This window comes from Eubacterium sp. BIOML-A2, assembly GCF_009680135.1.
In the GTDB taxonomy this organism is placed as follows: domain Bacteria; phylum Bacillota; class Clostridia; order Lachnospirales; family Lachnospiraceae; genus Faecalicatena; species Faecalicatena contortus_B.
The window spans coordinates 16,377-40,238 of sequence record NZ_WKZK01000046.1 but is presented as its reverse complement, the minus strand read 5'-3'; the positions used below and the strand labels follow the sequence as shown (position 1 = coordinate 40,238).

General features: G+C 44.8%; 19 protein-coding genes, 1 tRNA gene and 1 riboswitch. Of the genes, 5 read left to right on the top strand and 15 right to left on the bottom strand.

Translation table 11 applies throughout. The features are described from left to right. Positions 1-151 precede the first annotated feature (151 nt). From GKG43_RS15605 to GKG43_RS15560, 10 genes are all read right to left on the bottom strand, one after another. Entirely contained in the window at positions 152-1,651 is a 1,500-nt protein-coding gene (locus GKG43_RS15605) for an MFS transporter (RefSeq protein WP_278314256.1), read from the bottom strand. Positions 1,652-1,714: 63 nt separating this feature from the next. Continuing rightward, entirely contained in the window at positions 1,715-2,740 is a 1,026-nt protein-coding gene (locus GKG43_RS15600) for an alcohol dehydrogenase catalytic domain-containing protein (protein ID WP_055155189.1), read from the bottom strand. 346 nt (positions 2,741-3,086) lie between these two features. Beyond that, a complete protein-coding gene (locus GKG43_RS15595) occupies positions 3,087-5,792 on the bottom strand; it encodes a TetM/TetW/TetO/TetS family tetracycline resistance ribosomal protection protein (RefSeq protein WP_129879327.1) in 2,706 nt (901 codons plus the stop codon). 92 nt (positions 5,793-5,884) lie between these two features. Beyond that, positions 5,885-6,856 (bottom strand): sugar phosphate isomerase/epimerase family protein, encoded by a 972-nt coding sequence (locus tag GKG43_RS15590; protein WP_050638910.1) that lies wholly within the window; start codon positions 6,854-6,856, stop codon positions 5,885-5,887. A 67-nt stretch (positions 6,857-6,923) separates the two neighbouring features. Continuing rightward, complete coding sequence (locus GKG43_RS15585) at positions 6,924-7,865, bottom strand: sugar phosphate isomerase/epimerase family protein (RefSeq protein ID WP_050638911.1); 942 nt, start codon at positions 7,863-7,865, stop codon at positions 6,924-6,926. Between the two features lie 20 nt (positions 7,866-7,885). Next, positions 7,886-8,722, bottom strand: a complete 837-nt coding sequence (locus tag GKG43_RS15580; protein WP_050638912.1) for a carbohydrate ABC transporter permease — start codon at positions 8,720-8,722, stop codon at positions 7,886-7,888. After that, complete coding sequence (locus GKG43_RS15575; protein WP_050638913.1) at positions 8,719-9,621, bottom strand: sugar ABC transporter permease; 903 nt, start codon at positions 9,619-9,621, stop codon at positions 8,719-8,721. The genes GKG43_RS15580 and GKG43_RS15575 overlap by 4 nt, the downstream gene beginning before the upstream one ends. Before the next feature lie 134 nt (positions 9,622-9,755). Then, positions 9,756-11,042 carry an extracellular solute-binding protein gene (locus tag GKG43_RS15570; protein ID WP_050638914.1) on the bottom strand — a complete coding sequence of 429 codons (1,287 nt, stop codon included), beginning with the start codon at positions 11,040-11,042 and terminating at the stop codon, positions 9,756-9,758. Then, positions 11,020-12,192, bottom strand: a complete 1,173-nt coding sequence (locus tag GKG43_RS15565) for a Gfo/Idh/MocA family oxidoreductase (protein ID WP_050638915.1) — start codon at positions 12,190-12,192, stop codon at positions 11,020-11,022. The genes GKG43_RS15570 and GKG43_RS15565 overlap by 23 nt, the downstream gene beginning before the upstream one ends. Positions 12,193-12,242: 50 nt before the next feature. Continuing rightward, a complete protein-coding gene (locus tag GKG43_RS15560; RefSeq protein ID WP_050638916.1) occupies positions 12,243-13,193 on the bottom strand; it encodes a sugar phosphate isomerase/epimerase in 951 nt (316 codons plus the stop codon). A 199-nt stretch (positions 13,194-13,392) separates the two neighbouring features. On the opposite strand from GKG43_RS15560, the gene GKG43_RS15555 reads away from it, so the two are divergent. Then, positions 13,393-14,397, top strand: coding sequence for a LacI family DNA-binding transcriptional regulator (locus GKG43_RS15555; RefSeq protein ID WP_050638917.1), 1,005 nt, complete (start codon positions 13,393-13,395; stop codon positions 14,395-14,397). A 251-nt stretch (positions 14,398-14,648) separates the two neighbouring features. On the opposite strand, the gene GKG43_RS15550 is transcribed toward GKG43_RS15555, so the two are convergent. After that, on the bottom strand, positions 14,649-15,773 hold the full coding sequence (locus GKG43_RS15550; protein ID WP_050638918.1) for an ROK family transcriptional regulator: 1,125 nt from the start codon (positions 15,771-15,773) through the stop codon (positions 14,649-14,651). 332 nt (positions 15,774-16,105) lie between these two features. On the opposite strand from GKG43_RS15550, the gene GKG43_RS15545 reads away from it, so the two are divergent. Next, positions 16,106-16,441: a nucleotidyltransferase domain-containing protein gene (locus GKG43_RS15545; RefSeq protein ID WP_050638919.1), complete on the top strand. Its 336-nt coding sequence runs from the start codon at positions 16,106-16,108 to the stop codon at positions 16,439-16,441. After that, positions 16,426-16,890: a HEPN domain-containing protein gene (locus tag GKG43_RS15540; RefSeq protein WP_050638920.1), complete on the top strand. Its 465-nt coding sequence runs from the start codon at positions 16,426-16,428 to the stop codon at positions 16,888-16,890. Before GKG43_RS15545 ends, GKG43_RS15540 begins: the two co-directional genes overlap by 16 nt. A 161-nt stretch (positions 16,891-17,051) precedes the next feature. On the opposite strand, the gene GKG43_RS15535 is transcribed toward GKG43_RS15540, so the two are convergent. From GKG43_RS15535 to GKG43_RS15525, 3 genes are all read right to left on the bottom strand, one after another. Further along, a complete protein-coding gene (locus GKG43_RS15535; protein ID WP_050638921.1) occupies positions 17,052-18,056 on the bottom strand; it encodes a hypothetical protein in 1,005 nt (334 codons plus the stop codon). Next, positions 18,053-18,397 carry a helix-turn-helix transcriptional regulator gene (locus GKG43_RS15530; RefSeq protein WP_129879326.1) on the bottom strand — a complete coding sequence of 115 codons (345 nt, stop codon included), beginning with the start codon at positions 18,395-18,397 and terminating at the stop codon, positions 18,053-18,055. The genes GKG43_RS15535 and GKG43_RS15530 overlap by 4 nt, the downstream gene beginning before the upstream one ends. 1,001 nt (positions 18,398-19,398) lie before the next feature. After that, the gene (locus tag GKG43_RS15525; protein ID WP_129879325.1) at positions 19,399-20,628 is read right to left on the bottom strand and encodes a chloride channel protein; all 1,230 of its coding nucleotides are present in this window, start codon (positions 20,626-20,628) and stop codon (positions 19,399-19,401) included. Positions 20,629-20,771: 143 nt separating this feature from the next. Next, positions 20,772-20,844, bottom strand: a riboswitch (Fluoride riboswitch). Between the two features lie 377 nt (positions 20,845-21,221). Between GKG43_RS15525 and GKG43_RS15520 the strand changes: the two genes are divergently transcribed. Then, on the top strand, positions 21,222-22,547 hold the full coding sequence (locus tag GKG43_RS15520) for an MATE family efflux transporter (protein WP_243125863.1): 1,326 nt from the start codon (positions 21,222-21,224) through the stop codon (positions 22,545-22,547). Between the two features lie 52 nt (positions 22,548-22,599). After that, positions 22,600-22,685, top strand: a tRNA-Ser gene (locus GKG43_RS15515). Between the two features lie 215 nt (positions 22,686-22,900). On the opposite strand, the gene GKG43_RS15510 is transcribed toward GKG43_RS15515, so the two are convergent. Then, on the bottom strand, positions 22,901-23,695 hold the full coding sequence (locus GKG43_RS15510) for an SseB family protein (protein ID WP_055155298.1): 795 nt from the start codon (positions 23,693-23,695) through the stop codon (positions 22,901-22,903). Positions 23,696-23,862 lie beyond the last annotated feature (167 nt).

Genomic DNA, 23,862 nt, shown 5'->3' with positions numbered 1-23,862 from the left:
TTTTGCTGAACCCAGCGCGGGAAATCATCAGATTTCCTGTGATGTGTTCAGCATACCCGCCTATCCTGCATCGGGTGTTCTAGAATCACTTAGCAGCATGGGTGCATATCGCAACGGCATATACAGCCCCAGCACCTCCCCGGCCTCCCTGTCATGAAGCGTCCCCATCCGTCGACAAGTCTAAAGCTTGCCGACTAAATCCCGATTTTCTTACGTTAATTTCTTCTACTATTTCATTATAACGCTTTTTGTTCAGCCTATAAAAAACCAGTACAATTCCTGTCACCACCCATAAAACACCTGGTATTGTAGTAAAAGAATGTTTCATAACAGCCAGCACCGCCGCATTCTGCTGTTGATTTGCCGCATATCCTGCTGCACCAAGAATGAGAGCCAGAAGAGAAGTCCCCAGCGCCATGCCGATTTTATTTCCCAGCGAAATAAACGCATACTGAAATCCGTCATTGCGAAGCCCGGTTTTCCATTCTCCGTATTCTACGCAGTCCGGTATAATTGCATAAATTGCCGTATTAAATCCGGAGAAGAAGAACTGTGTTAGCCCCGACACCCCATAAAACAGAATCGGCGAAGACTGAACACTGAAAAAGTATAAGCTTAGCATACTGATTCCTGTCAGTAAGGCAAAAATAGAAGCGGCCCGCCCTTTATTGTTCGTCCATTTGAACAACAGCGGAAAACATGCTGCCCCGATAATAGACGGAATGATAATACACATGGAATATGTTGTAAAAAACGCCTTATTGCCTTCTACGTATGTAAAATAATACAATGCATCCGCGTTTCTTCCATATAGTGTAAAGCCAAATAACATCTGCCCTATTAATGCGAGGATATAAGGCCTGTTTTGTGCAACAGCCTTCAGCTGCTTCATGATAGATACTTTCTGTTTTTCGGGAACTGCAACAACTTCCTTTGTTTTGGCAAAGCAAAAGATATGGCAGGCAGCAAATATACAGCCGTATATCACCGCTATCATCAGGTAACCCCGCTTATCGTCTCCCGCGCCCAGCCTGGTAATCAGCGGCACTGTGATAATATTTATGATACCGATAGCTATCATGGCCGCCACAGAGCGGGATGTATTGATCTTTGCCCTCTCCTCTATATTCTGTGTCATAGCCCCGCATAAGGTTCCATATGGAATATTTACACAGGTGTAGCCCAGGACAAGAATACAGTATGTCACCGCCATATACGTTATTTTTGCCGTGGAAGTCCAGTCCGGATGCGCCCAGAATGTCAGCATTAGTATCACTGCGGTGAGCGGCGCTGCAATCAGCAGCCATGGCCTGTAACGTCCCCAGCGTGACTTTGTCTTATCTGTCAGGCTCCCGATCATCGGATCATTGATCGCATCCCAAAAACGGGAAAACAACATAAGGCCTGCTACTGCGCTCATACTAATCCCAAAAACATCTGTATAAAATATCATCAAAAAGTTTCCTACAAACATCCAGCTGAAATTGCATCCCACATCGCCCATGCCATAGGCGATTTTACTAACAAACGGCACCTTAACATTTGTATCCCTTTTATCTGCTTTTACCGGAATCTCACAGACTGCGCTGCATTTTGTCTCCTTGCTGTGTATGACTGGCGAAACACCTGAACTTAGCTCTACGGCTCCCATTTTTTAATCCTCCTTATGAAAAAATACGTTTGGAATCTTCATAGGGGTCTGACCCCTTTTCCCTTATTCCTGCACGTTAATGATTACTTTCATGGTTGTCTCCCGGTTATCCTCGATATACTGATACGCCTGCTTATAGTCCTGGAACGCAAATGTTTTTGAAATCAGCGGACGCAGATGTACCTTTTTCTCATTCACAAGGCGGATTGCTTCTATATAATCCTCATTACGGTACATCATTGTTGTATTAAGATCCAGTTCATGGTCATTGAGTACGGCCAGATCCACCTCTGCCATTCCTGCAAATACAGCAACCAGAATAATTGTGCTGCCCTTTCTTGCATACTGAATTGCCTGACCTATTGTTATGTTGCTGCCTGCACAGTCGTAGATAACATCCGCCTTGTCAGGACCGAATACACGGATCATAGCTTCACCAAAATCTTCTTCCTTCGTGTCAGCCATATGCTTAATCCCGCATTCTTTTGCTTTCTCCAGCCTCAAACCGCTGATGTCTGTTATCAATACGGATTCTGCACCCATACCAAGTGCTGTCTGGGCAACTAAATTGCCGATCGGGCCGGCTCCAAGAACTGCGATTTTCAATCCTTTCACATCGCCTGCCTGTCTTACGGCGTGTACGGCTACCGCCAAGGGTTCAATCATAGCGCCTTCCTCGTAACTCATAGCTTCCGGAAGCGGTGTGACTTTTTCTGCATCAACCGCAAAATACTCCGATGCCGTGCCCGTTGTCTGAAATCCCATGACCTTCAGTTCCTCGCAGAGATTATACTTTCCATGCCGGCACGGATAACACTCTCCGCACACCACCTGCGGCTGAATCGTTACCTTTTGTCCTATTGCTAATCCGTCCACGCCTTCCCCCAGCTTTACAACCTCCGCTGATACCTCATGTCCCTGGGTGACAGGATATGTAGTAAAGGGATGCTGTCCATGATATACATGAATATCCGAGCCGCAGATCCCTATATTCATGACCTTTACTAAAACCTGTTTCTCTCCCGGTTCAGGTACGGGTACCTCCCTGAACGTAATTTCCTTGGGCGCTGTCATAATCTGCTGAAGCATTGTGTTCTCTTTCCTCTTTAACATTATAATACCTCGCTTCCTTGTTTTAATCTTTTATTAAACGTTTTATTAAAGTAATTATATTATTCCCCACTTTATTTAAAAAGTCAATATTCTTTTTCATTTTTGGTAAAACATACAAAAAAACATGTGTATATTTGGTTGAATTTACTTTGAGTTATGCATCATAATAGCAGTCATAAGATTCTGTGCTGTTTATCATCACCCGGCATTTCTCTTTGTTCAGCATCCTAAAGAAAAACCACATCGAATTGGTTAAGGCATACTGCCTTCCAAAACGATGTGGTTTTTATAAATATCACCCACTATATTTCCTAAACACAGGTTAAGAATCCCTCCTCTTTTTCCCTAACCGCACATTTTCCATTTCATTGACCAATTCCTCTGACATGTGGTCGAATAAATAATTTCTTGCATTTTCCGGTTTGTTCAGGTACTCACTTCGAATCTCATTCTGCATAAGCTCTATTTCCTCTTTCAATCCGTCTGCAGACATCCGCTGCGCTCCCTGCCCAAGGATAATTACCTGCTCAAGGGCATCGGATGTAGCAACCGTAACATCATACCCCCGTCCTATGCGGCGTACCGTCTTTTCTATATACTGGTCCGCGGTCTCCGCCTCCTTGGTATAAACTACGTAAATGTTGTGGTGTTTCAGAACCTCCCCCGGATTTCCCTCCACCTTGTAGGCGTCAAATACCAGAATCAGTGTACACTGTTTATATCCCTGATAATTGCACAGAATATCCATCAGCTTGTCCCTGGCGCTCTCTATGTTTACCTCCGCCAGGGCGCTTAAATCTTCCCATGCGAAAATAATGTTGTAGCCGTCAACTAGCAGAAAGGTCTCTCTGCTTTTCTTATTTTTCTGCCGTTCCTCCCATTTTCCGTCGGATGGCTTCTTTTCCGGCGCCTTAACGGTAACCGGCGCACTCTGTGCCCTTCTTTTTACCGGATCCGGAGTCCGCCTGTAGATCGCATCCAGTTCCGACTGTGTCAGCTCTATCCTGGAAGAAGAGCCGGAAGCCGGCGGTATATATACAAAAGAATCCTGTTCGGGAGCGTCTGTCTTCAGAGTGCTTTCCATATGCATATACTCCTCCACCTGATCCCATTTCACGACAAATCCGGCCCCATGGGCACAGAAAACCGATCCTGTCGGATTCTCCATATCGGCCTCGGAATCATAACAGGATGCGGATATAACCGCCTCCTGATCATGGCACGGCTCATATCCCCTCAGGCTGCAGAACATCCGGCCCTGCCCGCCCGTGTAGGAAATAAATTCCCGCTGATATCCCCGCATCGTCGCTACCGGAACGATTCCGGTAAGCACCGCGGTCCCCCCGTCCATCCCGGGGTGATCGAATCGGCCGTACATCTTTTGTATATCAGACATCGCGCGCCCGATATGGTCCGAAGGCATTTCCAAACGGAATTCATAATACGGTTCCAGCAAAATGCTTTTCGCTTTTTTTAGCCCCTGGCGCACCGCACGGTACGTGGCCTGTCTGAAATCCCCGCCTTCCGTATGTTTCAGATGTGCCCGCCCTGCTGTGAGCGTAATCTTCATATCCGTGACAGCCGCGCCGGTCAGAACTCCCTTATGCTCTTTTTCCTCCAAATGAGTTAAGATCAGCCGCTGCCAGTTTCTGTCCAGAACATCCTCACTGCAGGCAGACGTAAACTGAAGGCCTGATCCCCGTTCTCCCGGCTCCAAAAGCAGGTGCACTTCCGCATAATGCCGAAGCGGCTCAAAATGCCCGACACCCTCCACCGGTTCTTCAATCGTTTCTTTATAAACAATATTCCCTTCGCCAAATTCTACGCGGACCTTAAAGCGCTCCCATATCATACTTTTCAGCACCTCTGTCTGCACCTCTCCCATCAGCTGGGCATGGATCTCTCCGAGCTGCTCCTCCCACACGATATGAAGCTGAGGCTCCTCTTCCTCCAGCTGTTTAAGATTCAGCAGCATCTGATGCACATCGCAGTCCTCAGGAAGCTGAATCTGATAGGTCAGAACCGGTTCCAGTATGAACATGTCCAGCTCCTTCTCCGCGCCGAGTCCCTGTCCCGGATACGTACTGACGGGGCCTGTCACAGCACACACGCGGCCCGCTGCAGCCGACTGGACGGCCTCATACTTTACGCCCGAATAGATACGGATCTGGTTGATCTTCTCCTCCGTGCCAGGCAGTACATCCTTCACATGCAGAGTCCCTCCTGTCACCTTCAGATAGGTCAGCCGGTTTCCCTGTTCATCCCTCGCGATCTTATAAACCTTTGCCCCAAATTCATGGGAATAAGCAGGACTGGCCATGTACGTCCTGAGCCCCTCCATCAATTCTTCCACGCCTTCCAGTCTGAGTGCGGATCCAAAGTAACAAGGGAATACTTTTCTTTCACGGACCGCGCGTACCACTGAATCCAGCCCAAGCTTCCCGGTCTCCAGGTATTCCTCCAGCATGCCTTCTTCACACACTGCCAGATTCTCCAGGCAGCTGTCCTCTGCATTTTCGAGGTTAGATAATTCATGAAAGCACACGCACCCGTCACTCAGACGTTTCTTTAGTTCTTTTAGAATTAACTCTCGATCCGTTCCCTCCTGATCCATCTTGTTTATAAATAAAAATACCGGGATTTGATACTGTTTCAGAAGACGCCAGAGGGTAACTGTATGCCCCTGTACGCCGTCCGCTCCGCTGATCACAAGCACTGCAAAATCCATCACTTGCAGAGCGCGCTCCATTTCAGCCGAAAAATCCACATGGCCCGGTGTATCCAAAAGCGTAATCTCCATATCTTTCCACACAAATTCCGCCTGTTTTGAGAAGATGGTAATCCCCCTCGCACGCTCCAGATCGAATGTGTCTAAAAAAGCGTCCTGATGATCCACCCGGCCCAGCTTCCGAATACTGCCTGCCGTATAGAGCATGCTTTCCGACAGCGTTGTTTTTCCTGCATCAACATGAGCAAGGATACCCAGGCAGATATGTTTATGGGGGTTATTCACTGATGTATTGCTCATCAAAAATACCTCTTTCTGTTCTATAATAATCAAACATTATCATAACACAGGAAGAGGTATAAGTCGATGCTCGTTTCTTTCTGCTTCTTTAATTAACGATTATATACCTTTTTCAATTTTCTCCTAATATACCCCAACGATTCTGCCGCGTTCTCTTCTATATCAGCATCATTCAGCCATTCAAATGAAAGATATCCGTCGTACCCAATTTCCTGCAAGGCGCTCAGAACGCCTTCCCAATCAATAATCCCTGACCCAACCGGCAGATTATAGCAGGCCAGTCCATCCCCGTCGCACGCCCGGAAGTGAGTCATTTTCCTCCCATATTTATGCACCGCCCATGGCAGGACCTCTCTCTGCAGAAATGCCTGTGCACTGTGAAAGCTTACACTTAACACATCACTTTCAACCCGTTTCAATAAGCGCAATATAGAGTCTGTGTGGGGAGCCATTGTATTATAAGTGTTCTCAATCCGGCAAGTCACGCCTTCCGATGCCGCTATTTCAGAAACTTTTTTCATATTCTCAACAAAATTTTCCCAGTACTTTTCCCATTTGAAATCCGCTGGAAAATAAAGTCTGAATTTTGCATCAAAACGCCAGCCGTCAACACACCTTGTCTCGCCGCCTGGCAATACCATATCCGGAGTGTTTAAATAAAAATATTCCGGCAAAGTTGCCGTCGTTTTTGCCCGAATATCGTTTTCCGGATACGGAACCGGGAAGTTGACTGCAGGAGCCCCCAGCTTTTTCGCCAGCCTGCATACTCTTCTGAAATTATAAAGGGCTTTTTCGCTATCTGCTTTCTCCAGACTTGCGAATCCTCCTGCCAGATTTTGAAAAATACAGATCTGTATCAAATCCAGTTTCAACTGCTTGAGCAGAAGTTTGATTTCCTCTGTCTTCGCCTCTGTCCAGTATGCTTCCAGCTCCTTTTCATCATCAACCATCAGCTCGATTCCTTCAAATCCAACATCAGCCGCCTTGCGAATTGCCTCTTCATATGGAGCATGATAACCGGGCTGCATGAATGTCCATACTGTGCATCCTATCTTAATAGCCATATATTCCTCCTCTTATAACAGTTCAGACAGACCTGAACCGTTACCTTTTCTTACTTTCCCCGAAACATTAAACTGCTGCGATTAATGTACGCAAATAATTTAAAGATTCTAGACAATGCTTATGCTTTTCTGAGTCATGCGCCCATTCAAGTGAAAGGTATCCTTCATAACCGATCTCCTTCAATGCCTTAATTACCATTTCCCAGTCTGTATTTCCATAACCTACCGGAAGGTTATAGGCTGCCAGCCCGTCACCGTCCCGCATATGGACATGGAATAGTTTCTTATCATACTTATAGATTGCCCACGGAAGGTTTTCTCTCTGTAAGTAAGCCCATACTGTATCCAGATTTGCGCCTAAGTTTTCTTCTCCTACTTCCTCACATAATCTTAAAATGGAATCTGTATGGGGTGTCATTGTATTCGCGTGATTTTCAATTGCAAGTTTAAACCCATAACTGCCTGCAATCTTTGTTACTGTCCTGACCGCATCCACATGGCTTTCCCAATACTTCTCCCATTCAAATGGTTTCGGAAACCGGTACTTTAACTTTGTCTGAAATACCTGCAATGCACGGATCCTCGGATCCACGCCCGGAACATTGATATAATAATATTCCGGCAGATAAGAATTGGGAGCAGTAATTGTATCCGGCCAGGGAGATACAAAATTAACAATATCACACCCTAAAGCAGCGCTGATTTCACACCCTGCCTTAAATGCATCAATCGATTTTTGTTTTCTGTCATTTTCCAGGCTGGCTAACCCATCCATTACATTTTGAAACATTGCAAACTGAGAGACTTCCAAACCGTAATAATCCAGCATACTTTTAATTTCTTTTCTCTTTTTTACGGTCCAATAGCATTCTACATCCTCAAAATCACGGAGTATTAATTCCACCCCGTCAAATCCCAGTTCCCCAATTGCCTTAATTGCGCCTTCATACGGCGGATTATGGGCTGGTTCCGTCCACGTCCATGCTGCACATCCTACCTTCATAGCCATAGTCTACATCCTCTCTTTTATTATTCTTTTACCGAGCCCGCCAGATTGTCCACAAAGTAATTTTGAACCGCTGTAAACAATATCACTGCAGGGATCGCTATCATTGTACATGTTGCCATCATACCGCCCCAGTCCGTACTCCGCATTCCTACGAAACTCTGCAGCCCTACCGGCAAAGTGTATTTTTCCGGAGCCGTTATCAGGTTTACAGCAAACATAAATTCCTGCCATGCCTGCACAAAAACATAGATAGCCGTACACACCAGGCCAGGAGCCCCCAGCGGCAGCAATATTTTATAAAATGCCTTAAAAGAGCCCGCTCCGTCTATACTGGCTGATTCAAACAATTCCATCGGTATTGCCTTAAAATACCCGGTAATTAAAATCAGTGCAATAGGAACCCCTGTTATAGCCGCAGTATACGTAAGGATTAATGATGTATAAGTATTCTGTATTCCCATAATCCGGTAGAGCGTCATCAAGGGAACCATCATAGTAATTGTCGGCAGTACCTGGAGCAAATACAGCAGATTATTTAATATTTTGGCTGGTGCAAACTTGAAAAAGCACATTGCATATGCGGCAAGCGCGGCGATAATAACAGTAAGAATCACGGTAACCACCGTAACAATCAGGCTGTTTTTTAAATACATTAATACATCATATTCCCGGAACGCTGTCACATAATTTTCTAGCGTAAACTGGCTTGGAAACAGTTTCGGAGGATAAGACAGTATATCTTCTTTTATCTTAAACGAACTGATAATAATCCAATATATCGGGAAAATAATGATCAATAATGCCGACAGCAATGCTGCATATTGCAGTACCATCGCTATTCTCTTCTTTTTCTTCATAGCCGTATCTCCCCCTTTCTTTTGATCCATTGAGCCGAAGCATTTATCATTTTCGCCAGACACGCGCAGATCAATATGATCAACAGTGAAATCGTACTAAGTGCCGCCGCTCTGGAAAAATTAAAGTTCACGAATCCAGCCTGGCGTATCAGATAAGGCAGCGTCGTGGTGGCTCCTGCCGGACCTCCATTCGTGAGAATATAGATAATGGAGAAGGAATTGAATGACCATACGAAAAGAAGCATCGCACATCTTTTTAGAATCGGCATCATCCAGGGGATTTTTATATATTGAAATACCTGAACAGAACTGGCCCCGTCTATTTGGGCTGCCTCCACATGCCCATCCGGAACTGCACTCAGCTTTGCATACGTCATAATCGCCACAAAAGGAGCCGTCCGCCAGACATTTGCCAGAATAATCATCAGCATGGCAAGTTTACCGTCAAAGAAAAATGAAGTATCTTTTGAAATCAAGCCTACCCTCTCTAAAATATAAAAAACCAGTCCGGAATCGGCTGAAAATAACCATTTCCATACATAAGCAGTCACGGATTCCGGAATGATCCACGGCATTAAAATCAAAGCTTTTATCAGGGTTATCCCCTTAATCTTAAACGTCATGATTATAGCATAAAACATGCCCAGCAGCATCGTCAGTCCAACACACCCAATAATAAAAACTACCGTAAGTTCAATCGCTTTCCAAGTTGTCTTATCCATTAAAATGTCAGAATAATTTTTCAGGCCCACAAAATTCCACTCAGCGCGCATTAAACCGTAATTGGTAAAACTCATACCAATATTTAAGATAAACGGACATAATGCAAATGCAAATAACAAAATAAGAAATGGTGTACTATAAAGATAAGGCAATAGTTTTTTTGTCGTGTTTTTCATTTCTAATCTCTCCCCGGAAAACAACCGGCGGCATCTGCCGGCCGGCTAAACAACCAACCAGCCGATGCCCGGCCCTTTCATACTGTTCCGGCAGACTGCCACATCATGTCTCCATGTGCCAGCACACCAGGATTTTATTGATTCTCATCTATTGTTTTCTGTATTGCATCGTTCATCATTTTCGCAGCATCTGCCGGCGCAGCATCATCACTGAATGTCACTTCCTGGAAAACCGGAAGAATGGCTGTCGTCATTTCACTTCTCAACGTAAACTCTGCTGAAGTAATGCCCATACCATACTGCATCAGCTCCTGGAATTCCGGATAATATGCTTTCTGCTCTTCTGTAAAATGCTCCTCGGCATCCTTCCTTCCGCTGAGTCCAGCTGTCATCTTTCCTGCATTTTCCGCATCGGCTTTATATTCCAAAAACTTAAATGCGAGGTCTTTATGCTCTGAGTTTGCAAAAATCCCTAAATTCCAGCCGCTCATCAAAGCCACCTGGTCTCCTGAGCCTTTCGGGAACGGAGCAGTTACCATCTTCTCCCTCATATCATCATTTAAAGCATCATACATCCATGCGCCGCCGATTGTACATCCTGCCTTACCGGTATTCAGCGCATCATACATTGCTGTATCATCCATTGTAACAAGTGTATCCCCGTTAATTGTGCTAAAAATCTTTCTTACATTTTCTACCCACTTTGCGCCGGTTTCATTATCCAGAGCCGCTTTCCATGTGTCGCCGTCCTTTTCTACAAATGCACCGTTATCTGTAAACAGGAACAGCCCCATCAACTGACACGGAAGCGCCGTGGAATTAAATCTGACTGCCATCGGCAAATAATCCGCTTCTTTCGCCTTTACGCAGTAATCGATAAACTCATCAATCGTTGCAGGCGGATTTGCGAATCCCAGATCCGCAAGAATCTCCTTATTGTAAATGGTTGTCTGGACATCTGCAACCTGTGGAATTGCATATACAGTACCTTCCAAAGTATTTCTTTCAACTGTGGAGTCCACAAAATCATCCCACTTTAACGACTCTGATTTTTCTACATATTCATTGAGAGGCTCTAAAATCCCCGCTTTCCCCATCTGGGCAACGAAGTCTGACTCTACAAATACAACATCAAAATCACTGCCGCCGCTTGCCCCCACGTTCATTAGCTTCTGGTGGATCTCGGCATATGGTGTTTCTACGAATTTAACGTCAACATCATACTCCTTGGCAAATTCCAACGCGCCTTGTTTGATCAGGTATCCGTCTGTCCCTTCAGTCGTGCCGTCAATCAAGATTGTAAGCTCTTCTTTGGCATCCGCTTCTTTTTTGGGCTGTTCTTCCCCCTTTCCTGCACAACCGATAAGTGACAGAGCTAACATACCAGCCAGTCCCATACTAATCACTTTGTTTCTTTTCATATTTTTCTCCTCCTTTTATTTCCACCCAGCGGTTAAGCCGGCTGCTTTCTATACATGCTTCTACAATTTTGGAAATATAATATCCATCCTCGAAATTTGCGTATCGAATGTTGCTTTTTCTATCCCTGATCTGCGAATAAAAGTTTCCTATTCCATTCGTCAATGCATCCGTCCAACCTGCCGGATGCCCGTTCGGCAGCACTGCGAATGATTTTGCATAGTCGGTCAGGTATTTTCCATCTGCATATAAAACTTCATTTCCGCCATCCCGATGCCCGATCCACAGCTTATCCGGATTCTCCTGCTCCCACTGGACAGCTTCTCTTTCGCCGCTGATCAGAACTTTTAAGCCATTCTTTTTTCCCGCGCATACCTGACTTACCGCAATGTTTCCTATTATCCCGCCTTCCAGCCTGAACAAAATATGTGCGGCATCTTCATTCTCTACATCAGCCACTTCATAAGTATCTCCTTTTTGTCCGCCGGAAAATGTCTCTCTCTTTTCCTTACAATACTTTCGCTTTCGGTATTGCTGATGAAAAACTGCATAGACTGCGGTAATCCTCTCTCCCGTAATAAACTGAAGCGTATCAAAACAATGAGATCCTATATCCGCTGTTGCCCTGGACTCACCGCCTGTCTCCCTGCTGATCCGCCAATCAAAATCCGTATCATATAGCAGCCAATCCTGTAAGTACTCCAATTGAATATGGCTGAAGCCTCCCAGCCTTCCTTCCTGTACTCTTCCCTTCATTTCCTGTACCATCGCGTTATTTCTGTAATTAAAGTTAACTGCCGCAAGCCTGTCCTTCTCTTTTGCAAGCCTGCAAAGCTCCAACGCCTCCGACGAACGCAGCGTCAAAGGCTTTTCACTATAGACATGACGGCCGCTTTCCAATATCGCCTTATTCACCTCAAAATGCATATGATTCGGCGTGCAGTCATGTACAGCATCCAGCTTTACTTTCTTAAGCATATCCTGATAATTTACATAGAAATTCTCGATTCCGTTTGCCTGACACCAATTCCGCATGGAAGCATCCGCATCGGACGCAGCAGCCACCTCAATTCCAGGAACTCTTCTAAGCGCTTCAATATGCTGTTTTCCAATAAAGCCAAGCCCGATCACTCCCACTGCAATTTTCTGCAAATTTATCCCTCCTCTCCTTTTTTACCGTCTATTTATGGATTATGCAAATCTCAGTTCCGGACTTTTGGGCTGTCTGGCAGTTCCGGATAATTAATAAACTGTTTTAAATATTGTCTGCTGATCTTCAGTGCATTTTCTATATTCTCTTTCCTGTTCTCGAAAGATTTATCTTCTATTTCTATACATGCAGCCCCCTGATATCCAATTTCGAGTAATGCAGATATATAGCCCCCCCAGTCCACATCTCCGTGCCCCGGAATCCTGGGAGTCATATAAGACAGCGGCGCCGCCAGTATACCAACCTCACTTCTCGCCTCTTTATTCAGCTTAATGTCTTTATAGTGGACATGAAATATTTTATCTTTAAATTCATAGATCGGTTTGATATAGTCCATTTCCTGCCATATAAAATGTGACGGATCATAATTCAGGCCTAAATTGGGGCTTGGCAGCCTATGAAACAATTCCCTCCAGATAACGGGCGATGTTGCAATGTTCTTTCCTCCGGGCCATTCGTCCTCTGTAAATAGCATCGGACAGTTTTCAATTGCTATATTAACCCCCAGCTCCTCTGCAAATTGTAAGAGAGGCCCCCAGACTTCCTCTGCGATCTCTAAATTTTTCATAACATTCAAATCGGGAACTCTTCCTATAAATGTTGTCACCATATATACTTTCAATCTGTTGGCGGCTTCTATGACTTTTTTTAAATGCTCAATACAATAAGCTCTTTTTTCCAAATCAGGATCCAATACATTTGGGTAATAGGCTAATGCAGATATTTCTATTCTTCTTTTCCGGCAATAGGTTAAAATATACTCTGCGCTTTCATGATCTAGTTTATCCACATCAATGTGTGTTACACCTGCGTAACGTCTTTCCGCTTTTTCTTTTGGCCAACATGCCGCTTCTATGCATTCGAACCCATTGGAAGCTGCAAAATCAATCACTTCTTCTATTGAATACTGATCCATAACAGCAGTCACAAATCCCTGCTTCATATTCGCACCTCCTTTCTGATTTTTTTCACATTTTTTACTTTAATATGTAATTTTTACACTTTTATTATATTATCGATTGACATTCTTTTCAATACCTTATATAATTTTCATTAATAACAGCAGTTTAAGGATCGATTTTTAAATATTTTCACTAATTTGTATGTAAATTTTACATATTTTTTACACCCAGGAGGTCAGCATGGCTATTTCAAAAACCGTAACCATCTCACAAATTGCAAAACAGGCAAATGTATCCATTGCTACTGTATCCCGCATTATTAATAAAAGTGGATATGTAAAGCCTGAAACCACACAAAAAGTATTACAGGCAATCTCCCACTTTGGCCTAACCCCGAAAGACTTTCACATAGCCGAAACAGCAACGAACACCTGCTCTATTCTCGTTTGTTTTCCGGATTTTAGAAACCCTTTTTATACGGAGGTAATCGATGGAATCCAGGCAGCGGCTGCTTCCAGGGGATTCCGCACTTTTTTTTATGAAGCGTCAGACTATAAAAATGCATTAAACGAGTATGAAGTCATTATGGATCAGAATCATTTTTCAGGTCTGCTTCTCGTCCATAATATCTTTGACAAAGAGAAATTAAGCAGACTGCGGCTAAAGTACCCCATCGTAATGTGTTCGGAGCATTGCTATCTGCCCAATGTTTCCTTTGTATCCATTGACGATATTTATTCCTCTCAGATTGCAATCAATTATTTAATTTCTACCGGGAGAACGAAGATCGCCCTTATCAACAGCATGCTGACAAATGCATACGCAAAATACCGTGAAAAGGGCTATTTAGAAGCCATGGCAAAAGCCGGGCTGGTTCCCAGAAATGAATGGATCATGCATGTTTCAAGTATTGATTTTGATATGGCTGTTTCTATCATATCGGCCTTATTAAAGAAACCTGACCATCCCGATGCCTTTTATTGTGTATCCGACGTCTATGGCGCAGCCGCAATAAAAGCAATACAAAACTGCAATCTGCAGGTGCCCAAAGATATCGCGGTCATCGGGTTTGATAATATTGATTTATCTAAAATGGTTGTTCCTTCCTTAACCACGATCAGCCAGCCGAAACGGCAGATCGGGCATCAGTCATGTGAATTGTTACTAGATTTGATAGAAAATCCATCTTCGCCGACACAACATATATTGTTGAATACAGAATTGATTGTAAGAGATTCTACTTGATTTGTACTTCGTCTCAGAAAATATAAGGACAAAGAAAGAGTTTTTGGAAAACGAAACATTTATACTATATATTGTTATTTAAACACATAGTTATAAGCAATATACAGTATATAGATTTCATTTTCCACCAGACCCTTTCTTTGTCCTGGAATAAAAAATATTCTTTTTCATAGTCTTCCTTTGTTCCGTGAACAGTAACCGCCACTCATTTCCCTGCAAATCACATTTGCCCATTGTTCCATTAATGCATACTAAACACGCCCGAGTGATTCAAAAAAATTTTCCACAAAACTCATCGCAATTCCTACAGCAGACACCTCCTTTTGGAAGCTGCATGTTTTCAGATAAGTTGTGTCATTCTCAAAGCCATTATATTTTATCACTCTTTTACTCAATTCCGCCATATATTTTTCCAGGTATCCCCCCACATACCCGCCAAGAATGATATCGCAGTCGTATGCCATCCTCAGATTGGTAACTGTTACCGCCAGATACTCCAGATACTCATCCCATACCTGCTGCAAATCTTCATCGCCTCTATCCAGCCTTTCGAAAAACTGCTCCAGATTATCATCCGCTTTCGCTGCCAAAACCTGTGCGGAACAGTAAGCGTCCACGCATCCCTTCTTCCCGCAGTAACACTGTCTGCCTCCCGGCACAATGATCATATGCCCGAATTCGGAGCTCCGGTAATCATCCCCCTCGTATATTCCGTTATGAATATAAAAAGACCCGCCCACCGAATTGCTCAGGGACAAATATACCGCATTCTTCTCCAGCCGGTACATTTCCGCCATCGCCGCGCTGTTGGCATCATTCTCATAGCAGACTTCATATTCAAACAAACGGCTAAGATTTTTCAGGCTTACATTCTTAAGCCTTAAGATATGGGAAATGATCAGGGTCTCATGCTCCTTGTCGATAATCCCCGGAAGCGAAATCCCCACGCCCAAAATCCTTTTAGCCTCGATCCCTGCTCTTTGCACAAATTCCAGAAAGCCCTGATGCACCTTTTCATTATACTCCAGTGAGTTTTCAAACACGGCCCGGATCCGTTCTTTTTCTATCAGTTCTCCCGTCAGGTCAATCACGACATAGCTGATATGATTCGCCGTAATATCAATCCCTGCCGCATACTTCAACCCCGCATTGACTGACAATGCCTTTGCCTTACGCCCGCCGGTCGACTCATATTCCCCGCTCTCAACGATAATTCCGCGCTCCAGCAGCTCCTTCACGTTTTGTAAAACCGTTGGCATACTCAGGCCAAGCATAGCCGCAATCTCCGGCTTTGATGTGCTGCGGCGGTGCAGGATGAACTTTGCCACCTTTGCTAAATTTGCTTTCCTTTTATCGATTCCGATCCCTGTGCCCATATGCTGCCTCCTGTTAAAAACCCGCTCTTAAACGGGGGTGGATTTTTCTTTCATAAATCGTTTTATAAAAGAATCTTACCTCTTCCCTTTCAATATTGCAAGTACTTATTGAAAGCGGGGGAGAACGAAGAAGGGACGCCTGCCTGAAGTAAAATTTTATTATGAATAAAAAAAACTAAATATTTGAGCTGATTTACTTATATTTTCCACTAAACGTACCAAATACAGATTGTTTTTGACATATATTTTATGCTATGATAAATTAATATATCACTCAGAAATTTATACCAACACCCCTAAAACTCTGCAACTCAACCGATAAGGAGGGCATAATGAAAATAGATGAGTCAATATCTTTTTTGGAAGGTACTACAAAAACTTTCATTGCAGAAAAGATACAGTACCTGATCAGCCGAATACCTGATTTGGAATATATTATACTGTTTGGCAGCTATGCACGTACAGAACAAACCATAAAAAGCGATATTGATTTAATGGCAATTACATCATGCATTCCCGACCGCTTACTCCGAGGTGATTTATGCAGTGAATTTGATGAAGAGAATATAGATTTAGTTTTTTATGATATTGAAACATTTCGAAACTCAGAATGCCTTTTAGTATCTCAGGTCAAAAAGGAGGGAATCGTATTATGGAAAAAAAAATAAATTCTTACTATGGAATGGCGTATAACGATTATTGTTATGCAAAGGCCGGAATGCAGGTAGGTGAACAGCTTGGCAACTATAATGGAGTCGCTGCTCTGTGCGCGCAGTCTGCTGAGAAATACCTGAAGGCAATTTTAGAAGTAACTTTTGCGGAAGATGCTCTGGGACTTATGCATTCCCATAATTTGCGGGCTATCACCAACAAGCTGAAAGAAATTTATCCTAAATTAGACCTTTCATCAAAAGACATGAAGTGGCTTGGCGATTTTTACTATGACGCCAGATATCCTGGTGATAACTTTGTAGAGGTTAACAGGGAGGACGCGCTGGAATGCCTGCGGATAACCGAGGATTTATGCCAAAAGATAACCCCGCTCTTGGAGCAGAACCATAGCAAAATGCAGCAAAAAAAGAGACAAATCCAAGAACTGGATTCTTTTGATCTGTAATTATAGTCACAAAACATCACAGCCAGGGCATACAACTCCCTGGCTGTGTTCCTGCTTTTGAGGTACTCTGGATGCATCTGCATAAGCAGTAATATACCTCTTTCTCAGCGTCTATTTAATTCAAAGTGTTCTTTTCCGGAAACCATACTGGTTTTCATATCTCAACGCCCGCCCAAATCTCTCCCATACCGCACAGTCCTGTACACGGTCAGTCCAACCTCTATGACTGATGCAAATACGATGATCCCCAGGATGATGTCAGATAGCAGCCCTGCATTCCACCTGTTAATCAGCTCATTTTTCCAGTGTAATGACTCGCTTAAGTTTGACTCTAACTCAAATACAAAATTGGGATTCCAGATGGGAAATACTTTTAATACAAGTATCGCCAATATTACCTGAATCACATTCGCTATGACACTGCTCAGCATCACAGTCCGGCAGTAGCACCCGGCTACCAGCCGGATAATTTCATCTACAAATGCAGCCATCAGGGCAACCAGAAATATGGGCAGTATCATCCCCCATTTGTCCAGATTAAAGAGGGAAATGCGTGTAACTTCGTTCCCATCTGTAAAGCTTGCTCCAATAAACTGCGGTACAAATATGAGAATAAAGGCAAAAATCATGATAAATACCAGGGATGCCACACAATCCCCCCGGCTGATCCTGGCCTTCTTATCCGGTATCGGATTCAGCATATCGGAGGTCCAGACCTTATCCTTCTTTAGTTCCACCTTTATCTTCTGCCGTTCCATAAATGCAAAGACCAGCGTCACCGCTCCAAATGCACCAACAGACCCCGTCATTAGCCCGCTTATGAAACGCGCTATCTCGTAGAATACATTTCTATAGTCAATCACACACTGAACCACCATGGAAATAAACATCCCTGTCCATACACAGATCAGCACGATCTTCATCACCCAGATATAATTGTCATAATAATCAGGACTGATGACATAATTTTTATCTTCCCTGTACTTTCGGGCAAACACAGCCGGATCTCCAAGTTTTGCAAATACCTGATCGAGCGTCAGCTCTTCCAGCATATCCCCGATCAGTTCTCTCATCTCCAGCTCAATCTCATCCCGCTGCTCCTTTGGGACACGTTTCGTAACTTCATATACATAGCGATTAATCAGTTCTCTCTCCCTGTCTGTCATAACGCTCCCTCCCTTAAAATCCGATCCATGTTAAACGAAAGCTGCTCCCACTGCGCCTTCAGTTCCCTGTAAATATCATCTCCCATGGGAGTCCTTCTGTAATATTTCCTCGGCTTTGATTCTCCCACGTCCCATTCGCTGCTCAAAAGTCCCTGCTTCTCCAGACGCCGAAGCAGAGGATACAGCGTGTTCGGGTCGATCTCTACGCCCTTCTCCTCAAGGCTCTGGACAAGAGCATATCCATACTTGGCTTCCCCCAGCTGGCTCAGCACACTAAGAATCAGCGTGCCCCTGCGCAGCTCTGACGTCAGGTTCGCCATCAAATCCTTCTCTTCCGGCATAGTAAATCCTCCTATAAACAAATTATACTGTATGACGCACACTATTGTCAAGATCATAATAGTGGGCGGGAGATGTGTGTAAGGGGGGACGCCTGCCGAAAGAGGGGATTCTGCCCGGGGGCGGGAAACAGGAAGGGGCCTTTCTGCAAGCTGTCCATTTGCTTAGAACGGCTTAGCGGAAACCCTGCCGGATTTTGAGACACCGACGGCATTCACTGCACAATCTTGATGATTGTGCAGCTCAGGCCGTCTTGAACTCGGCTTTGTGAGCCGAGTTCAGCCTCAAAATCCGGCAGGGTTTCCGCTAAGCCGTTCTAGCGCGCATTCTATGCTTGCTGAAAGGCCCCTTCCTGTTTCCCGCCCCCGGGCAGAACCCCCTCTTTCGGCAGGCTGCGTGCATCCTTGCGGAAGATGTTCCGACACTTGGGGGGAATGATCGGCGGGAGCAGCGGATTGAATTGGATAATAGGAGGAATATTGACTCCAGTATTTTTATGCAGACGCTTTTGTATGTTGGTTATATTGTATACTTTCAGTACCGTAATTTATTACCACTGGATTTATATGTGGCTCCCAACATGTTCACAACTGGCCGTCCGTTTTTGTTTCCCCTCCCAATATCCCACTTGCAGCCCAACGTGATCCACTGCTCCCATCTGATATCCCCACCGGGAAAGCCGCACTTCTGTCTTGATGAGTCTAGCGCTGTAGATGGACAGTCAGGGAGCCGCATTCGGATATACATGCTGTCTGATAATGCTAGAGTGGATCCTACGAATTCTTGGAAAAAATCAGGCGGGAAACAGGGGAGAGACCGTGATTCCGAATCACGGTCTCGGATGACCCAGTGTGGGAAAATATCAATTTTCTCACGCTGTGTCATCCCGTGCCCCTGTTTCCCGCCTGATTTTTTCCTAGAATTCGTTGACCCACGGGTGCATTATCAGACAGCATGTATATCCGAATGCGGCTCCCTGACTGTCCATCTACAGCGCGCCCCTTTAACCAGAACGCGTTCCTCCCCATATCTTCTGTAGAGAATATATGGATTTGTTTAGGTTAAACAGATACGCAAACGCGCACGTTATAAAAAATTGTGGAAAGTATGCAAAACCAAACACCTCCGCCCCGATCAGCACCGGCGCCAGAAATGTATTGCTGGCACTTCCGAAGACGCCGGCATAGCCTAGCGCCGCCGCAAGTTCCGGGGGGATTCCCAGCACAGGTCCGGCTGCCGCTCCCAGACTTGCGCCGATGGCGAACAGCGGAGTGACCTCACCGCCTTGAAAACCGGCCGCCAGTGTCATGATTGTTAGAATGAATTTCAGCATCCAGTCAAAGCTGTAAATTTCCCCGCCATAAAAACTTGTATGGATCAGATTCGTCCCCAGCCCTGCATATCTCCCCTGATAGAGCAAAAGCAGCAGCAAGCTTATGATAAGTCCCATGTAGAAGATGCGGATAACCGGCTGGCTCCAAATCCTGGAAAGTTTCGCTTTTATGTATTTCAACGTCCAGGCAAATGCGCCGCCCACAATTCCGAACAGAATTCCGGCCAGGATCAGCTTTCCCATATCCGGCAGATTCAAATTCATTTCCGCTGTCAGAGCAAAGGTGAACTTTTCCAGCCCAAGGAAATGAGAAGTCATACTGGCTGTAAATGCAGCTGTAACGGCAGGGAGCAGCGCCTGATATTCCAATGCACCGGCTATCAGAACCTCCATTGCAAAAAATACTGCCGCAAGCGGTGTCTGAAAGAGTCCGGCAAATCCGGCGGCCATCCCTGTTACCAAAAAGATATGGGAACTGTTTTTCAGCGGAATTTTCTTACCCACCCAATGGGAAAAAGTCGCCCCAATCTGTACTGCCACCCCTTCCCGCCCAGCACTGCCGCCAAATAAATGAGTAATCCAGGTGCCGGAAATGACAAACGGAATCAACCTGAGCGGAATCACTTCCTCCTCCCCATGGCCGACTTCAAAAATCAAATTCATTCCCTTACTGCTTTTCCCCCCGAATTTGAGATAACAGAATGCTATGAATGCACCGTCCAGGGCCAGAAAGGGGATCAACTGCAACGGATGCGCATCCCTGAAATCAGTGATCCCCAGCAGAATCCTCCCAAATACCGCATCAATGCTGCCCACTACCAACCCGATCGGAATTCCCAGCAGGCCCAAAACCACCAATTCCTTATAAGTCATTAATACTCTTTTTATTCTGTCATACATATTTTCTTCATCCTTTACTCTAGTTTTCTTCTCCAACAGCCATCCCACAATACGGGATAATTACAGCCTGACTGCCGGAAGGTCTCAGCTCCTATAACAGATACGGCGTAATAATTTCCAACAAAAAAAGCTGACACCCCTGTTTTTACACAGAAGTCATCAGCTAAAAAGCGTTTTTGGAATCATCCACGGGAGAACTTCATTCCCTCAAAGTTTACTTTTAGTAGCATATCATTTATGTACCCGCATGTCAATATACTTGCCTGTCATTTATGGCCCTTTATGACCACTTGAAAACTGCTTTAATTCTACAATGATTAAAATATATAAGAAACAGGCATTAAAAATCAGTTGACATTTTCCTCCTTTTTGTTCTAAAATAAACTTGCTCATCGGAGGGCGGATACTCAAGATAGATTATTTGCCGGATAAGATGGCGGACTGAAATGTCTGCTTTCTTATCCTTTTTTATTTTACAGGGTAGACTTTTATTTTGCCTGTTAAATAAAACATTACATTACAAAAGTTTAAAGGGGATGACTGAGATGCATAATGCTTCAAATTTAACGCAGGGGAAGATATTAGGACCCCTTATGAAATTTACTTTGCCTATTATGGCGGCTTTGATACTACAGACATTGTACGGAGCCGTGGATCTGCTTGTTGTCGGGCAGTTCGCCGCGCCTGCGGCAGTGTCAGCTGTGGCTACCGGCAGCCAGATTCTTTATACGCTGACCGTGGTTATCACCGGGCTTTCTATGGGTGTCACAATTATCATAGGTCAGCAGTTTGGTCAGCATAAGGAAAATGAAATCGGCAATACCGTGGGAGCCGGGATCTGCCTTTTTGCCGCATTTTCACTGATCCTTACCGCTGTTATGCTTCTGGCTGCACCAGCTCTGGTCCGTCTTCTCCAGGCTCCTCCGGAGGCCTATGACTTTACTGTGCAGTATGTCCGAGTCTGCTCCGGAGGGATTGTGTTTATCGCCGCCTATAATACTCTGGGCAGTATCTTCCGGGGGATGGGGGATTCACATACCCCGCTCATGGCTGTAGCAATTGCCTGTGCTGCCAATGTTGCGCTGGACCTGCTCTTTGTAGCCGGGCTGAACATGGGCGCGGCCGGAGCTGCCGCTGCCACGGTTACAGCACAGGCAGTCAGTGTATTTCTGTCCATGCTTATTATCCGGAAGCGGGGACTGATTTTTCCGTTTTCCAGAAAACAGATCCGGTTTCATAAAAAAGTCATTTTCAGGATTTGTAAGATGGGCGCTCCCTGTGCACTGCAGGATCTGCTGGTCAGCATTTCGTTTCTGGCAATTACGGCAATCGTCAACCAACTAGGTGTAATTGCATCGGCAGGTGTAGGCGTTGCGGAGAAGCTCTGCGGTTTTATCCTTTTGGTTCCCTCCGCCTATACCCAGTCCATGTCCGCATATGTTGCACAGAATATCGGAGCAGGGCAGCCCCAGCGGGCAAGGAAGGGCATGTATTATGGCATGGCTACCTCTTTCTGCCTGGGACTGGTCATGAGCTATTTTGCATTCTTCCACGGAGCCGCCCTGTCACGCATTTTTGCCAGAGACACAGCTGTTATCCTGGCCTCAGCAGAATACCTGAAAGGGTACGCGATTGATACACTGCTGGTTTCCTTTCTGTTTTGCTTCATCGGGTATTTTAATGGATGCGGCTGTACCACTTTTGTTATGATCCAGGGCCTAATCGGAGCATTCGGGGTGCGGATCCCAGTGTCCTGGCTGGCAAGCCAGGCGGAAGAAGTGTCGTTGTTTCACATAGCACTGGCTACGCCCTGTTCCACCGTGGTCCAGATTGTCCTGTGCTTCTGGTTCTTTAAATGGGGCTACCCACGGCTTCAAAAAAAAGCAGTATTTTCTTCAAAAAATACTGGAGTTTCCTGACGAAATTTGTTACAATATCAGAGGTGTGCCAGATAAGTGACGCACCCCATACGCAGCAGTGGTCGAGTTGGCTGATGGCATCTGCCTCGAAAGCAGAAGAGCGGCAACGCTCCGGGGGTTCAAATCCCTCCTGCTGCGTTTTTTATTTACCGGCATACTTTACAATTACACGGTAGCAAAAACGGCTCATATCCATTTTAAAGGGTATGGGCCGTTTTTATTTTATCTATACTCGAGAAATGAAGGGAAAAGCAAGTATTTGCCAAGCGACTGTGTCATCACAAAAAAGAGAAGACTTTCCGAGTATTTATGTTATCACTCTAAAAGCCAGCAAATATAGAAACGGTAATACACTACCCCTGCACGAACCGCTGCAGCAGCCCAGGAATCTTACTTTTTAATATAACGATATTCATACTTTGCGGATTCATCACGATGCCTTCTACATTCTTGCCGAGCACCTTCTCTATATTGGCAAATTCGATCATATTGGCCTGGAATTTGCCCTGTGAATTGAACTTTACAAACTCATTATAATCCGTGAAAATCGGCTGGAACATCTTGCCCTCCTGGTTCTTTACACAGGGGATCTTGATATTGGAGCCATCCGGCAGCCTCTTTTCGCCCTCTACCTCTACCGCAATCAAGAATCTGGATCTCACCAGATTCACCGCCATCTCTTCTTCCAGTTCACGCAGCTTCGGCTTCTCATTATTCGGGATGGCCCTCTGGACTTCCTGCATAAAATAGAGTCCGGTCAGCTGCATCTGCGGATTCAAAAGCGGCTGTTGATTCCTGGGGAGCTTGGAATAATCCTTCTGTACCACCAGCTGCTCCAGAGGAATCTTGGATAGCTGCGCCTCCTCTGCGAATACGATCTCATTTACACCCAGGAGGTACAGGCTGCTGTAGAATCCAAGGAGCTGCTTGTTCTCCAGTTTGACAACCATCATGAAGTCTTTATTCTCATCCTTGCGCTTCTGTGCAAAATCTTTTGCTCCATCCTCAGTGGTAAACACCCAGATCTGATCATTAAAAGATTCTTCATCACAGATCAGAAAAGGCATCTTCGTGCCTTGTCCAAAAATCACATATGTAGTTTCTAACCTCTGCAGCTTCTTAACTTGTATTTGAAATTCGTTTTCCATGTCAGACCTCGATTCATTTATTTTCTAAATTATACTACACGATAATCCACAAGGCAATCGAAAAGTATGAATGAGTGAAAGGCATAATACTTCATTGAAACGGGACGGTCTGTACAAAACAGAAGCAGAGTTCAATCAGGAAGTGTCAAGTCTTCCTGTATGAACCC

What these genes read in the sequence shown, in the direction of transcription:
- GKG43_RS15600 (WP_055155189.1), bottom strand. Translation starts at nt 2,740, where the DNA reads ATGCTTCAGCAGATTATGACAGCGCCCAAGGAAATTACGTTCAGGGAG.
- GKG43_RS15590 (WP_050638910.1), bottom strand. Translation starts at nt 6,856, where the DNA reads ATGGCTATTAAGATAGGATGCACAGTATGGACATTCATGCAGCCCGGT.
- GKG43_RS15585 (WP_050638911.1), bottom strand. Translation starts at nt 7,865, where the DNA reads ATGGCTATGAAGGTAGGATGTGCAGCATGGACGTGGACGGAACCAGCC.
- GKG43_RS15595 (WP_129879327.1), bottom strand. Translation starts at nt 5,792, where the DNA reads ATGAGCAATACATCAGTGAATAACCCCCATAAACATATCTGCCTGGGT.
- GKG43_RS15510 (WP_055155298.1), bottom strand. Translation starts at nt 23,695, where the DNA reads ATGGAAAACGAATTTCAAATACAAGTTAAGAAGCTGCAGAGGTTAGAA.
- GKG43_RS15520 (WP_243125863.1), top strand. Translation starts at nt 21,222, where the DNA reads ATGAAATTTACTTTGCCTATTATGGCGGCTTTGATACTACAGACATTG.
- GKG43_RS15580 (WP_050638912.1), bottom strand. Translation starts at nt 8,722, where the DNA reads ATGAAGAAAAAGAAGAGAATAGCGATGGTACTGCAATATGCAGCATTG.
- GKG43_RS15540 (WP_050638920.1), top strand. Translation starts at nt 16,426, where the DNA reads ATGGAAAAAAAAATAAATTCTTACTATGGAATGGCGTATAACGATTAT.
- GKG43_RS15555 (WP_050638917.1), top strand. Translation starts at nt 13,393, where the DNA reads ATGGCTATTTCAAAAACCGTAACCATCTCACAAATTGCAAAACAGGCA.
- GKG43_RS15570 (WP_050638914.1), bottom strand. Translation starts at nt 11,042, where the DNA reads ATGAAAAGAAACAAAGTGATTAGTATGGGACTGGCTGGTATGTTAGCT.
- GKG43_RS15560 (WP_050638916.1), bottom strand. Translation starts at nt 13,193, where the DNA reads ATGAAGCAGGGATTTGTGACTGCTGTTATGGATCAGTATTCAATAGAA.
- GKG43_RS15605 (WP_278314256.1), bottom strand. Translation starts at nt 1,651, where the DNA reads ATGGGAGCCGTAGAGCTAAGTTCAGGTGTTTCGCCAGTCATACACAGC.
- GKG43_RS15545 (WP_050638919.1), top strand. Translation starts at nt 16,106, where the DNA reads ATGAAAATAGATGAGTCAATATCTTTTTTGGAAGGTACTACAAAAACT.
- GKG43_RS15550 (WP_050638918.1), bottom strand. Translation starts at nt 15,773, where the DNA reads ATGGGCACAGGGATCGGAATCGATAAAAGGAAAGCAAATTTAGCAAAG.
- GKG43_RS15530 (WP_129879326.1), bottom strand. Translation starts at nt 18,397, where the DNA reads ATGCCGGAAGAGAAGGATTTGATGGCGAACCTGACGTCAGAGCTGCGC.
- GKG43_RS15525 (WP_129879325.1), bottom strand. Translation starts at nt 20,628, where the DNA reads ATGTATGACAGAATAAAAAGAGTATTAATGACTTATAAGGAATTGGTG.
- GKG43_RS15535 (WP_050638921.1), bottom strand. Translation starts at nt 18,056, where the DNA reads ATGACAGACAGGGAGAGAGAACTGATTAATCGCTATGTATATGAAGTT.
- GKG43_RS15575 (WP_050638913.1), bottom strand. Translation starts at nt 9,621, where the DNA reads ATGAAAAACACGACAAAAAAACTATTGCCTTATCTTTATAGTACACCA.